12 protein-coding genes are annotated in these 13,021 nt (G+C 49.0%); 3 read left to right on the top strand and 9 right to left on the bottom strand.

Going from position 1 to position 13,021, the window contains the following annotated elements; all coding sequences use genetic code 11:
• Positions 1-665: 665 nt before the first annotated feature.
• From MHH82_RS27040 to MHH82_RS27055, 4 genes are all read right to left on the bottom strand, one after another.
• The gene (locus MHH82_RS27040; protein WP_145040607.1) at positions 666-1,106 is read right to left on the bottom strand and encodes a NucA/NucB deoxyribonuclease domain-containing protein; all 441 of its coding nucleotides are present in this window, start codon (positions 1,104-1,106) and stop codon (positions 666-668) included.
• A 658-nt stretch (positions 1,107-1,764) separates the two neighbouring features.
• Positions 1,765-3,393 carry a chaperonin GroEL gene (gene groL / locus MHH82_RS27045; protein ID WP_009593977.1) on the bottom strand — a complete coding sequence of 543 codons (1,629 nt, stop codon included), beginning with the start codon at positions 3,391-3,393 and terminating at the stop codon, positions 1,765-1,767.
• A 61-nt stretch (positions 3,394-3,454) separates the two neighbouring features.
• Positions 3,455-3,736 (bottom strand): co-chaperone GroES, encoded by a 282-nt coding sequence (gene groES / locus MHH82_RS27050; protein ID WP_006212454.1) that lies wholly within the window; start codon positions 3,734-3,736, stop codon positions 3,455-3,457.
• Positions 3,737-4,126: 390 nt separating this feature from the next.
• Positions 4,127-4,945, bottom strand: a complete 819-nt coding sequence (locus MHH82_RS27055) for a nucleotidyltransferase domain-containing protein (protein WP_015737284.1) — start codon at positions 4,943-4,945, stop codon at positions 4,127-4,129.
• 272 nt (positions 4,946-5,217) lie between these two features.
• Here MHH82_RS27055 and MHH82_RS27060 point away from each other — a divergent pair, with 272 nt between their 5' ends.
• Together MHH82_RS27060 and MHH82_RS27065 are read left to right on the top strand one after the other, a co-directional pair.
• Positions 5,218-6,549, top strand: coding sequence for a helix-turn-helix transcriptional regulator (locus MHH82_RS27060; RefSeq protein WP_145040609.1), 1,332 nt, complete (start codon positions 5,218-5,220; stop codon positions 6,547-6,549).
• On the top strand, positions 6,518-7,333 hold the full coding sequence (locus tag MHH82_RS27065) for a WYL domain-containing protein (protein WP_145040611.1): 816 nt from the start codon (positions 6,518-6,520) through the stop codon (positions 7,331-7,333). Before MHH82_RS27060 ends, MHH82_RS27065 begins: the two co-directional genes overlap by 32 nt.
• A gap of 172 nt (positions 7,334-7,505) precedes the next feature.
• Here MHH82_RS27065 and tatC read toward each other — a convergent pair whose 3' ends face one another.
• The 5 genes from tatC to MHH82_RS27090 form a co-directional block, all read right to left on the bottom strand.
• Positions 7,506-8,279 (bottom strand): twin-arginine translocase subunit TatC, encoded by a 774-nt coding sequence (tatC, locus tag MHH82_RS27070; protein WP_015737287.1) that lies wholly within the window; start codon positions 8,277-8,279, stop codon positions 7,506-7,508.
• Between the two features lie 78 nt (positions 8,280-8,357).
• A complete protein-coding gene (locus MHH82_RS27075) occupies positions 8,358-8,594 on the bottom strand; it encodes a twin-arginine translocase TatA/TatE family subunit (protein ID WP_009593973.1) in 237 nt (78 codons plus the stop codon).
• 219 nt (positions 8,595-8,813) lie between these two features.
• Positions 8,814-9,305, bottom strand: coding sequence for a MogA/MoaB family molybdenum cofactor biosynthesis protein (locus MHH82_RS27080; RefSeq protein WP_009593970.1), 492 nt, complete (start codon positions 9,303-9,305; stop codon positions 8,814-8,816).
• A gap of 44 nt (positions 9,306-9,349) precedes the next feature.
• Entirely contained in the window at positions 9,350-9,826 is a 477-nt protein-coding gene (gene moaC, locus MHH82_RS27085; RefSeq protein ID WP_009593966.1) for a cyclic pyranopterin monophosphate synthase MoaC, read from the bottom strand.
• A 3-nt stretch (positions 9,827-9,829) separates the two neighbouring features.
• Positions 9,830-10,477, bottom strand: coding sequence for a 5-formyltetrahydrofolate cyclo-ligase (locus MHH82_RS27090; protein ID WP_145040613.1), 648 nt, complete (start codon positions 10,475-10,477; stop codon positions 9,830-9,832).
• Between the two features lie 285 nt (positions 10,478-10,762).
• Here MHH82_RS27090 and MHH82_RS27095 point away from each other — a divergent pair, with 285 nt between their 5' ends.
• On the top strand, positions 10,763-12,715 hold the full coding sequence (locus MHH82_RS27095; RefSeq protein ID WP_096776538.1) for an ABC-F family ATP-binding cassette domain-containing protein: 1,953 nt from the start codon (positions 10,763-10,765) through the stop codon (positions 12,713-12,715).
• The last annotated feature ends 306 nt before the right edge of the window (positions 12,716-13,021 follow it).

Here is a 13,021-nt window from a genome sequence, read left to right on the forward strand (position 1 = left end):
TATGCCCCTTATAATCATTCATCAATATTATCATTTCTATGATTATCATAGATTATACGCATAATAAGACACGCACATATTAGTATGCTCGCAGATGGCAGAAGCTGATTTCATTACAATCGTGCAGTGTGCGTGGTCATGATGACACCGAAACTACTCTGAAGATATACGCAACACGCGCGCCCGTTTCGATATCATAGTATTTTTCGATTGCATTCATGCCTGATGATTTACCTGCAAGTAAGTTATCGATCATAGCTGTTGTAATGCCATCAACAACTGCCTCTGCCATAGTATGGGCTGTTAGTCTTGCAGCTACATTTCTAGTCGTAATGGAAATTGCAACTGCCGCGTGTTCAATGCATTGTAGTAAATTTTACCTACCTCTGATATACTGACATTATTACTATTGTCATGGGTGCGTGATCAATCAGATGTGGAATAAAGAACTAAAAATAGCCATTCGAGAGAAGCAAAGCGTAACCGTATACCTTACCAATGGCGAAGTATTACAAGGCATACCGGATTCTTGTACAGATCGCTTAAAGATGCGGAGTGTTTATGGGCCAGTCTGGGTGCCATTAGTTGAAGTAAAGCATGTGAGTCGATTAATACGGCTAAACATAAAAAAAGAACCTACTGGCATTAGCTAGTAGGCTTTTTTGCTATCTAAAAATGAAATGTACCTGGGTACCGTCCGGGTATCCCTCCAAATAGTTACCTACCCAGCTGCCTGCTCCTCGATTGTCAGATGGATCTATGTATTCGACACTTGCACCGTCTCCTCCTTCGGCACACATGGCCATCGGCCACTCATCCCGATCATATCCTTTTTTCGTAGGGATTCCCTTTAGTGAAGAACTCCTGTTATCCTCTGCACCAGTTCGATCAATGGTACAAACATCGGAGTGGCCGGATTCAATGGCCTTTTTTATGTGATCCGCCGTCTCAGGATATTTATCCGCTGGAAACTCTAATTCGACAACGGTACCCGGTATTTGTGGGTTTACATCACTGTCATCTAACTCCGGAAAATAAATAAGGACCAACCAAACCAATAACAAGGACAAGACCACTGTTCCAAATTTCAAGAATAACTTTTTCATACAAATTGCTCCCCCATTCAAAGAAAAAACCCTGCCAGCATAGGCCAGCAGGGATTTTCTTACCGATGCCTTCAGTTTACTTTTTTTAGTATAAGCAAGTTGGCATATATTTGTAAATCACTTCTCTGTAATTGTCGCTGTCTTGGCATGTCGTCGTTCCTCCCTGTTTATTGCACATTATTTTAATACTTATATGGATCGCCCAATTTATTTAGGTCAAGTGTCACTATTCATTTGTACACATAATATGCACTATCTCATGATGAAAGGGAGAAGACCAAAATGAATCAACAAAGCCATAGCATTCAAGGTAATCAACAAAGGGAACCACAGCCTTATCATTACGGCCATGAGCATGACCATCACCCACATTTTCATCCATATAGTCACCCGTCAGGACATCATATGATCCATCATCACCACCATCATCATCACCACTTTCACCACCACTACCAAATGAGGAGAGACGAAGATTAATAATAGAATAAGATAACAATAAGGCGAGAAGAGTTACGCCCTCATGCTGCCGAGCGTGTCATTCTCGCCTTTATCTATGGGGGTAGCCCCACACATATTAGTATGCTTGCGTGATTTTATAATAAAAGGCTCCCTCTCGGGAGCCTTTTAAATAGCGGTATTAAGGTTTTTAAGGCCTTACTTACATCATGCCGCCCATTCCACCCATGCCGCCCATGTCAGGCATAGCTGGTTTTTCTGGTTCTGGCTTGTCAGCGATAACCGCTTCGGTTGTCAGGAACATGGCCGCAACGGATGCAGCGTTTTGAAGAGCGGAACGCGTTACTTTGGCAGGGTCAACGATACCTGCTTCGAACATGTTCACCCAAGTATCGGTAGCCGCGTTGTAGCCGATGCCGATCTCTTCTTTTTTCAGACGCTCTACGATGACGGAACCTTCTTGGCCAGCGTTAGCTGCAATCGTGCGGATTGGCTCTTCCAGAGCGCGCAGAACGATGTTCACGCCTGTTTTCTCGTCGCCTTCAACTTGAACTGCAGCAACAGCGTTGTATACGTTAACGAGCGCTGTACCACCACCGGATACCATACCTTCTTCAACCGCAGCGCGAGTTGCGTTCAGGGCATCTTCGATGCGCAGTTTGCGTTCTTTCAATTCCGTCTCAGTAGCCGCACCGACTTTGATAACCGCTACGCCGCCAGCCAATTTAGCCAGACGCTCTTGCAGTTTCTCTTTGTCGAAATCGGAAGTCGTTTCTTCCAATTGGTTGCGGATTTGCTTCACGCGAGCATCGATATCTTCCTTGTTGCCAGCGCCATCCACGATGATCGTGTTCTCTTTGGTTACGCGCACTTGACGAGCGGTACCCAATTGATCGATGGAAGCCGTTTTCAGGTCGAGGCCGAGCTCTTCCGTAATCACTTGGCCGCCAGTCAATGCAGCGATATCTTGCAGCATGGCTTTGCGACGGTCGCCGAAGCCAGGAGCTTTAACAGCAACAGCGTTGAACGTTCCGCGCAGTTTGTTCACGATCAGCATCGCTTGCGCTTCGCCTTCGATGTCTTCCGCGATCAGTACGAGCGGTTTGCCTTGCTGTACGATTTTTTCAAGGATCGGCAGGATCTCTTGCGTGTTGGTTACTTTTTTATCGGTAATCAGGATGTATGGATTCTCAAGAACGGCTTCCATTTTATCCGTATCGGTGATCATGTATGGAGAGATGTAGCCGCGGTCGAATTGCATACCTTCTACTACTTCAAGCTCCGTCAAGAAGCCGCGGGATTCTTCAACGGTGATAACGCCGTCTTTACCCACTTTGTCCATTGCTTCTGCAATCAGTTGACCTACTTCTTCGTCAGCTGCGGATACGGAAGCGACTTGAGCGATCTCCTGATGGTTTTTCACTTCTTTCGCGATATTCGCAAGCTCGGTTACGGCTGCTTTAACCGCTTTGTCGATACCCTTGCGGATGATCATTGGGTTTGCGCCAGCTGTAACGTTCTTCAGACCTTCACGGATCATGGCTTGTGCCAGAACCGTTGCCGTTGTTGTACCGTCACCGGCAACATCGTTGGTTTTGGTAGCTACTTCTTTAACTAGCTGAGCACCCATGTTCTCGAATGCATCTTCCAGCTCGATTTCTTTAGCGATGGTTACGCCGTCATTCGTGATGAGCGGGCTTCCGAATTTTTTCTCAAGAACCACGTTACGGCCTTTCGGTCCGAGCGTTACTTTAACTGCATTTGCCAAAGCATCTACACCGCGAAGCATGGAGCGACGGGCGTCTTCACTGAACTTAATGTCTTTTGCCATGGTATTACATACCTCCCTAGTGGATTATGGAATGGTAAAACAGGATATATTCAGGCATTCATTAGCCTAAGATCGCGTGGATGTCGCTTTCTTTCATAATCAAATATTCTTTACCTTCGTATTTGATTTCTGTTCCAGCGTATTTGGAGAAAATAACGCGGTCGCCTTCTTTAACTTCCAAAGGTACACGTGCGCCGTCTTTCAGGGAGCCGCTGCCTACAGCAATAACTTTACCTTCTTGCGGCTTTTCTTTAGCAGAGTCAGGAAGTACAATCCCGAATGCCGTAGTTTCTTCTTGTTCGATCGGTTCTACCAATACGCGTTCACCTAAAGGTCTGATCATGAAAAAATAGCCTCCTTTAAATATGTTGTGATGCTTTTTTCAAAGCTTTATGTATTAGCACTCGACAACCCTCAGTGCTAACAACCAATTTTATGATACTCAAGTTGTCTTAAAATTTCAAGTCCTTTGCATGAATTTTTGATCATTTTTTTGCAATCCGGACTTAGGGAGAGGTTGTCCCTAAACCCCCTTCACCATTGTATCCATGACCAGCCAAAATATGCCTGTGGCTTTAGGAACACTACACGAATGGAACCATAGATCTAATCATCATTCGGCAGAAAAAAACAGCCCGAAGCATGCCCTTCCGCAAAAAGGTTTCATTCTTTCATAAAACTGCGGATTCGTTGATGTGAGCTGTATAATTGCCAAATTGGCCCTCTCCTTTCGTCAAACCGTGAATAACTGCGGTCCGCCGGCTCCCCAGGCTTCAACCAGCGCGTTCCGAAACAAAGCATCCAAGCTTTGGTCCAGATCCGTATCTTGATGCTTCTTATCCTTGGTCAACTGCTCATATTCGTTCAATTTCTCTTCAATGAATGCGTTAATGATAGGAAGCTTCGGTTCAATATTCATCTCTTCACCCGAACGTTTGCGAAGAAGCAATTGATCAATCTCCTGTTTCAGCGCACTTCCTTGATCTAATAAGCGATCCGTAAGCAGCTCGAATTCCATGGGAGGCATCTCGTTGTAGGTTTGAATCCAGTCGCATGCCAGGATCGGACGCAGTACATAGAAATATTTTTTGATCTTAACGTCTCCCCCTTGCAAATACATCCGGTAGTTGCCTTTGGCCATGTTCAGGTAGTGGTGCATGCATGATTTAGGCGAGAACGCAAGCGGAGATATGCTTCGGATTTGCTGGGCGATGCCAAGCGTCTCCTTATACTTGATGGGGGACTCCAGCCATTCAAGCAGGGGCGGATTCGACTTGCGAAAAAGCCCCAATGCTTTTTTCAAATCCCAACCGCTCATATCCAGCCTGTCGTTGATTGGACGCTCGATCACATCTCGCTTGTCGAAGATCGATAAATACCACTCCACGGGTCTGATATAGATAAACCTTACGTCGTAATCGCTATCCGTCGACGGGAAACCCCAGGCCCTGCTGCCTGATTCGCAGGCATACAGGATTAGGACCCCTTCCTCCCGCTCAATCCGCTCAAGTTCTTGTTGAATCGTCGATTTCATTTCCTGCGTTATATTCATATCCGGAATCTCTCCTTCTGTAGTTGCCGTGTAAATTTCCGATATCCTTATTGTCTTCCATGCGTTCCGATTTCAACAGGGCAAAAGTATGGCGATAACAAAACGAGTACTGCTCCCTGTGCGAACGGTGCGTGGTCCAGGGCATGCTTGGATTGGCTGTCGACTATATGAAGGTGTTACAATATCCCTCCTTTATGCGGTTCCCTATCCTTGCTACAATAGTTACAGACTGGATCACGTACGATCTACTATATGATTTGAAGGAGGGCGCCATGGCTCGGGAAAGCTTCGATAAAGAAATCCAATTTCTTCGTATTCTGGCGCTGGCCGGCGGAGCATACAACCGGCAACAACTGGCTGATCGCCTTGGCATTTCAGTACATACCTATGACAAAACGCTCCGAAATTTAAAAAATATGATTGAATCGCTTCAGCCGCAGCTCTCCGAAGAACAAAGTCTTACCCTCTCCGAAGGTCTGCGCTATTCATACTATGAAACCGCTGATCCGCTCCTGCTGCTGCTGTTCCGCGGCAAATCGCTCAAAGCATCGGAAAGCTTGAGGCTATCCATGATCCTCACCCAGCTGCAGCATCAGCAGTTAACCGCGAAGGAACTCATCGAACGCTGCGGCGATCAATTCCCGGACGGAGAAACACTGCCCGATGAGAAGACGATACGCGGGGATCTCAAATACCTGGAAGAAGTCGGAGTCATCGTGAAGACAGGCGCAGAACGGCCGTACCGTTACAGGGGCGCCCGTGACCTCATCGATTCGTTGTCGGATGACGAGCTTCTTGATCTCTACGATTATGTGGACGTCATGTCGAACACGCAGCTCCCCTCTGTTCAGGGGTATATGCTTCGAGACAATTTAAAGAGGGCCCTGCGCAATCGTGACATCGCCGCGCACTCGGCCCCGGCCTATATTTATAAGTATCATTACCATTCACGCATATTGGATGAGGCGCATCTGCACACCATTTTTCAGGCGATCACCAAAAGGGCGAGGCTCCGTTTCCTGTATTTATCGCCAAAAAGCTCTTCACGCTATGCTTCCCGAAACACGAATCCGCTGTTCCATAGGGAATCCAGAGGGCTTCGGGAAACGGTGCTGCCGCTGCGCGTGATCTATGACCATCAATACGGCCGTTGGTACCTGATCGGTCATAACGGCAGACAGGGCCTCATGAAGTTTCGCATGGAAGGATTGACTCAAATCGAAGAAGGCGAAGTGGTTGAAGAAGAAGTATTCCAACAGCGACTCATGGAAACGCTGGCCGAATTCGAGCACAGCTGGGTTACCGATACCCGTAATCCCACCAAGGTCGTGGCCAGATTCTTTAACCCGGAGGGCAGCAAAGTGAATTTCGTGCTGAACCGGGTTAAGGCGCAAGGGCAATGGGGGACCGTTACCATGGAATCCGAGAGCTCGTTCTTATACGAAATTGATGTGAACGGCACCAGCGAAATTAAGCCTTGGCTCCGCAGCTTCGGCTCCAGCTGCGAGGTGCTCCAGCCACGCTCCCTTCGGCAGGAGTTCATTAAGGAATGGAAGGAGATTGCCGCTTATTATGAGCCAGAATCCATTCGAGAAGATATTTAACTACCAGATCATCACAAGGCTTGAGGAAACCGACTCGATTGCCATTACCGCTCAGGAACGGGGATGGCTGAAAATGATGCTGGTGCACCCCGAGACGGCAAACGCCTTTACGCCCGGCACCTTGGACCGGCTCAAGGAGCTCCTCCACATGGAGCATAGCGGTGCCGAGATGAAAGGGATCATTCTGGAGAAAGCCAAGGGACAGGAACGAAGCGTTTACCATCCGCATCTTCGAACCTTGCGCAGAATGATCATGCTGGATCAGGGCTTTCGCCTAAGCTACCGCACAAAACATGGAGAAGCGCGCAGCAATCAGTCCGGTTTCCCTTACAAACTGGTGTACTCCATGATCAAACGGGAATGGATGCTGATCTGGTACAGCAAAAGCCGTAGAGGACTCATGTACACGAAACTCGATCATATTTTATATATACAAGGGACTTCGCTCCCCTCCTTCCGGATCGATCGCATAAAGGAACGGCTGCAAAAGCTGATGGAAAAACAGAAAAAGCAAGCGATCATTGAAATCCACCGGCGGTACAACGGGGAATTGTCGCGGATCCTTTACGCCTTTTCCTGCTTTGACAAAACGGTGCATTATGATGAAGCTTCCGATACCTACCGCATTCAGGTCTGCTATTTGGAGGGTGAGTGCGAATTTCTGCTCTCGCGCATTCGCTTTCTCGGCCTGAGGGTGAAAGTCGTGGAAGGAAGCACGCTGCAGGCCCGAATGCAAGAAACCGCAGCGCTGGCTCTGGCGAGATATGCGCAAGATGAAGGTTAGGACTCCGCCATGACATGATTCCCATAAAGAAGACTGAGGCAATGATGAACACTAATTTCTAATCCATCATTCATTGGACAAAAAACAACCCGCAAACCATACTCCCGAGGAGTGAAGTTTGCGGGTTATTTTTATTCTTAAAGGATCTCTTATTTTGCAAAAAACAATACGGTCAGTCCTCTTCGTCTGCCCTTACATAGCGGCTGTCCCGTTCCATGTCCGCCTCTAATTGCTTGCGATAGATCACGGAAGACAGAAACACGCTGAATTCGTATAGAAGCAGCAGCGGAATCGTGACCAGGAAATCCGATATAAAGTCCGGCGGCGTGATGACGACCGCGATAAAGACCAGCGCGAAATACGCGACCTTGCGCATCTTGCGAAGCCGCAGCGGATTCAGAATGCGAATTCTCGTTAAGAACATCACCACAAGCGGAAGCTCAAACAGCAAGGCCAGCGGCAATACGAGATTAAACATAAAATTCAAGTAATTGGTAATGCCATAGGTTTCCTGGAGCCCCATGCCCTGCGTGATCGCCGTGGTAAACGATAGCGTCATCGGAAATACGATGTAATAACCAAACGTGATCCCGACGATGAACAGAACAAACGCATACGGCACGTAACGTATGGCCGCTTTCTGTTCTTCTTTGCGCAGCCCCGGCTTGACGAACGCCCAGAGCTGATAGAAGATCAGCGGAACGGAAATGACGAGCGAGAAAATGGCGGCGATTTTCATGTAGATTCCGATGCCATCCCAAAAAGAGAAGGCATGCAGCTCAAAGTTCTTGGCTTCTTCGGCCGCCGTCAAATAATGATAGATCGGGTCCGCAACGAAAAGCCCCCCGACCAGTCCTGCTACGAATACCACGAGCACGATTATAATTCGTTTGCGAAGCTCGCCCAAATGCTCCACAAGCGCCATATCTTTCACTTGCTCCGACAAGTTAACCACCACCCTGTATGTGACCCTGACAAAACAAAATCCCTCCCGAAGGAAGGGACTTCACGCCTTGCTTTAATTCTATTCCGGAAGACGCTTGTCTTCAATCTTGGCTGGCTCAGCGGCAACGGCTTGCTGGGGAGCCTCTTCTTTCTTCTTCGCCGGTGCATCGTCAGCGATAATCTCCCGCGCACCGTCCTTAAACTCACGGAATGTTCTTCCGACCGCACGTCCCAGTTCAGGAAGTTTGTTCGGTCCGAACAAGAGCAGCGCCAAAATAACGAGCAAAATAATGCCCGGCACTCCAATTGTACTCATATCTGTTCTCCTCCTCGTCCTGCTTAATGCCTTCAAAAGGACTTCAGGATGACATTAATCCATCATGCCTTGCAGCTGCAACAGGTTTTTAACTAAAGAAAATCATCCGACTCCAGCAGTGAAACAAGCTCATATACCGCCATCATACCATAATGTAAATCACATATACAGTCCAGAAACGTGACAGTTTATTTACATAATTATCTAATAAGGTACTCGTTAGAGCTGCTCGCGATACTGGCCCGTTACCATCAACAGTGCCTCCGGAAGCTGATCCATGACCGCGGCCAGATTCTCGTGCACGCCTTTGGGAGAGCCCGGGAGATTGACAATCAAGGTACGGCCGCGGACGCCGCATACGCCCCGAAACAGCATCGCGCTCCGATTCTTCTGCATAACGGTAGCACGCATCGCTTCCGCAATGCCGGGCACTTCGCGTTCGATGACCCGCTTGGTCGCCTCGGGCGTAACATCCCGCACCGCCAGCTCCGTACCGCCTGTCGTGAGGACAAGGTCCACTTGATAATAATCCGTAAGCTCGATCAATGCCGCGATAATTTCGTCCTGCTCGTCCGGTACGATCCGGTATTCGATGATTTCACCGCTCAGCTCTTCCTCCACCAATTCCCGGATCACTTGAGCGCTCGTATCCTCGCGTTCCCCCCGCGAGCCTTTATCGCTCGCCGTCAGGATCGCCGTTTTCCACACCATCTGCCCTCTCTCCTTCCCACTCGTCCGAATCTCCTGTATCTATGCTATGTCGTTTCTTGTATGTAATCCCCGCTCTTGCCGCCGGTTTTACTTACCAGCAGGGTCGGGCCGATGATCATGTCTTTCTGCAGGGCCTTGCACATGTCATAGACCGTAAGCGCAGCGGCTGAAGCAGCTGTCAAAGCTTCCATTTCAACACCGGTTTTGCCTGTGGTTTTCACGGTCGTTTCTATATATAACTCGTCTTTGGCGTTATCGCTGAACGCCACGTTCACGCCGGTCAACGGCAGCGGATGACACATCGGAATCCAGTTCGACGTGTTCTTGGCCGCCATAATGGCCGCAACCTGTGCCACGGCAAGCACATCTCCCTTGCCGATCTTCCCCTCCTGGATGCGGGCCAGCGTATCCGGATGCATACGGACCGTTGTCTTCGCTACCGCTGTCCGGGCGGTTACATCCTTATCACTGACATCCACCATTCGTGCTCTGCCTTGGTCATTAAAATGACTCAGTTCCATCTCTTATCCCTCCGCTGCAGGTCTGGTCTTCACGTTATGCCCCTGTTCCGTAACCAAACCGTCCAATACCCTATCATGTTCTTCCATAGGAACTTGTTCCAAGACCTGAACCTCGTAACCGATCCCCACCCACAAGGGCTTCTTGATCCGACGAGCGTCGGCTTGTGCTCCCTGGTTAAGCCTGTCCGACAGCCGGTCGTAATAACCGCCTCCGTATCCAAGCCTTCCGCCCATTCTGTCAAACGCAAGCCCGGGGACCCAGACGATATCCGGTCCCGGATGATTCCATTTTTGCGACCGCAACGGATCAGGCTCCGAAATGCCGTAAGCGCCGGAAACCAGCTCGTCCCATGCCTGAAGCTTATACAATTCCATCGAACGGTCTTGGGTCAAGCTCCGTGGAACGATAACCTGGATCCCCTGCTTCCATGCCCATTCGATAAGAGGCCGGGAATCCAGCTCGGAACGAAAGGGAACATAAATCATCATGCTCTGAAGATGGAGACGGTCCATGACCTCCGCAGCAAACGCGCAGGCTTGCTTTGACCGCTTGGCCCGCTCTTCCTCTGATAACTCGTCCCTTCGCAATGCCATCGTTTTGCGCAGGGCGGCTTTTGCGGATGCCCGCTTCAAATCTTCCTCAGGGTTCACACGTGATCTTTCCTCTCACGCTTATAATTAAGTTTAGTTTACCACTGTTCCTTCCTTTAGCCAAGAATGACGGAAGTCGCCAATCATGGTCGATTGTTCGGTCATTTTCATGTACACTTAATTTAAGATAGAAGAAACGCATAAACTCCAAAGCACGCGATCATTTAGATTGCCATAAAACAGCGTCTACGCGCGTTCTGTCGGAGCATGTACGTCAGAAGTCGTTTTTCTTATAATGAAGAATTAATGGAAGAATCATATAGAAAGATGGAGGTTTCACATAACATGCTGCTGCAAGCCAATGGCATTACGAAATTATATGGCGTTACGCCCGTCCTGGACGGGATCAATCTGCAAGTCCTTGAACGCGAAAGAATCGGCCTCGTCGGAGTCAATGGAGCCGGGAAATCGACGCTGCTTAAAATTTTGGCTGGCGAGATGTCCTATGATGGCGGACAAATCTTCAAAGCCAAGGAAACCACCGTCGGTTATCTTGCCCAGAACAGCGGGCTTCAGTCCGATTCCTCCATATGGAACGAGATGCTGGATGTCTTTACTCCCCTGCTGGAGATGGAGCGTGAGCTTCGTCAGATGGAGGAGCAAATCGCCGACCCCAAGTCGAGCGAAGATCCGAAGAAATACCAGGAGCTTTTGGATCGTTATGCGGTCCGCTCGGACTGGTTCAAGGATCAAGGCGGATATGAGATCGAAACACGCATACGCAGCGTGCTGCACGGCATGGGATTCGGCAGCTTTTCGCCGGATACGTCCATTGCCACGTTAAGCGGCGGGCAGAAGACAAGGCTGGCCCTTGCAAAAATACTGCTGCAAGCACCCGACCTGCTGATGCTGGACGAACCGACGAACCATCTGGATATCGCAACCCTCACCTGGCTGGAGGATTATTTGCGCGGTTATTCCGGCTCGCTGCTCGTCGTTTCCCATGACCGGTATTTCCTGGATCGGCTCGTGACCACCATCGTGGAGATCGAACGCCGCCATTCCAAAAAATATACCGGCAACTACAGCCGGTACATTGAGCTGAAAGCAGCCGAATACGAATCCCAGCTGAAGCAATACGAGAAGCAGCAGGATGAGATTTCCCGCATGGAGAACTTCATTCAGCGAAATCTGGTACGGGCCTCTACGACCAAGCGTGCGCAGAGCCGCCGCAAAGCGCTGGATAAAATGGAGCGGCTCGACAAACCGCTGGGCGATCTCAAGAAAGCTCATTTTTCTTTTGAAGCCGAGTATATGTCAGGGAAAGACGTCCTTCACGTACGTGATCTGTCGCTTGCGTTCGAGCAGGACAAACCGCTGTTTCGGCAAGTTTCCTTTGATCTCAGCCGCGGGGAAACCGTAGCTTTGATCGGACCCAACGGGGTGGGCAAATCGACGCTCCTGAAATGCTTGATCGGTACCATGAAGCCGACGGCGGGGTCACTGCAATGGGGTACAAAAGTGAAGATCGGCTATTACGATCAGGAGCAATCCGAGCTGAACCCAAGCAACACCGTCCTGGAAGAGCTGTGGGGCACCTATCCGCATATGGAGGAAGCCCGCATTCGTACCGTTCTGGGCAATTTCCTCTTCAGCGGCGAAGATGTCCTCAAGAAGATCAGCTCCTTAAGCGGCGGGGAAAAAGCACGCGTCTCGCTTGCCAAGCTCATGCTTCTGGAAGCCAACATGCTCATCTTGGACGAACCGACGAACCATCTTGACTTGTTTGCGAAAGAGGTGCTGGAATCGGCACTCATGGATTACGAGGGCACTTTATTGTTCATATCCCATGACCGTTACTTCCTTAATAAAATGGCGGAACGCATCATCGAGCTTCATCCGGACGGCATTCAACATTTCCTGGGTAATTATGACGACTATACGGAGAAAAAGCAGGAAATTCTTGATATGGACAACGAGCCATCCGAGCCGTTTGCCCGCCACACCCTGAAACAGGAAGGGAAAGCCGAGGCTCTGCCTGAGAAGCAAGGGGCCGTTTCCTTCGAAGCCGAGAAGCAGGCGAAACGGGAGGAACGAAACCGTCAGCGCAGGCTTGCAAGCTTGGAGGAGCAAATTCATGTCCTGGAATCGGACATTACCCAATTGGAAACCGAAATGACCTTGCCGGAGATCTATCAGGATTATATGGCGCTCCAAGAACGGCAGCAGTCGTTAGAGGAGAAAAAGAGTCAGCTTGAGCAAATATTTGCCGAATGGGAGTCATTGCTGGAAGCCTAAAAAAATTCACAAAAGTGTTTCAAATGAAGATTTACGTTTATACACAAACTTATCCCCAGGAATGGTGCATAAGTTTATCATGAAAATGGCCGAAATGGCCATTTTTTTGTTGTTATACGCGGATCCCCGGTCCTATATCCAGCTTTATCCACTAAGTTATTCACATTATCCACAGTTTCCACCGGGAAATTTGAAAATCCTGTCCCCTCTTTTCAGCTTCTTGCAAAAGACCGATTTATCGACATTTTTCTCGGTTATGCACATTTTTCGGCGAATATGTGGATAACGTTGTTCACAACTTGACAG

This window comes from Bacillus sp. FSL K6-6540 (assembly GCF_038007545.1).

Excerpts from the sequence above, each read along its gene's own strand:
- MHH82_RS27095 (WP_096776538.1), top strand. The coding sequence starts at position 10,763 with ATGCTGCTGCAAGCCAATGGCATTACGAAATTATATGGCGTTACGCCC.
- groL (WP_009593977.1), bottom strand. The coding sequence starts at position 3,393 with ATGGCAAAAGACATTAAGTTCAGTGAAGACGCCCGTCGCTCCATGCTT.
- MHH82_RS27080 (WP_009593970.1), bottom strand. The coding sequence starts at position 9,305 with ATGGTGTGGAAAACGGCGATCCTGACGGCGAGCGATAAAGGCTCGCGG.
- MHH82_RS27040 (WP_145040607.1), bottom strand. The coding sequence starts at position 1,106 with ATGAAAAAGTTATTCTTGAAATTTGGAACAGTGGTCTTGTCCTTGTTA.
- MHH82_RS27065 (WP_145040611.1), top strand. The coding sequence starts at position 6,518 with ATGAGCCAGAATCCATTCGAGAAGATATTTAACTACCAGATCATCACA.
- moaC (WP_009593966.1), bottom strand. The coding sequence starts at position 9,826 with ATGGAACTGAGTCATTTTAATGACCAAGGCAGAGCACGAATGGTGGAT.
- MHH82_RS27075 (WP_009593973.1), bottom strand. The coding sequence starts at position 8,594 with ATGAGTACAATTGGAGTGCCGGGCATTATTTTGCTCGTTATTTTGGCG.
- groES (WP_006212454.1), bottom strand. The coding sequence starts at position 3,736 with ATGATCAGACCTTTAGGTGAACGCGTATTGGTAGAACCGATCGAACAA.
- MHH82_RS27055 (WP_015737284.1), bottom strand. The coding sequence starts at position 4,945 with ATGAATATAACGCAGGAAATGAAATCGACGATTCAACAAGAACTTGAG.
- MHH82_RS27060 (WP_145040609.1), top strand. The coding sequence starts at position 5,218 with ATGGCTCGGGAAAGCTTCGATAAAGAAATCCAATTTCTTCGTATTCTG.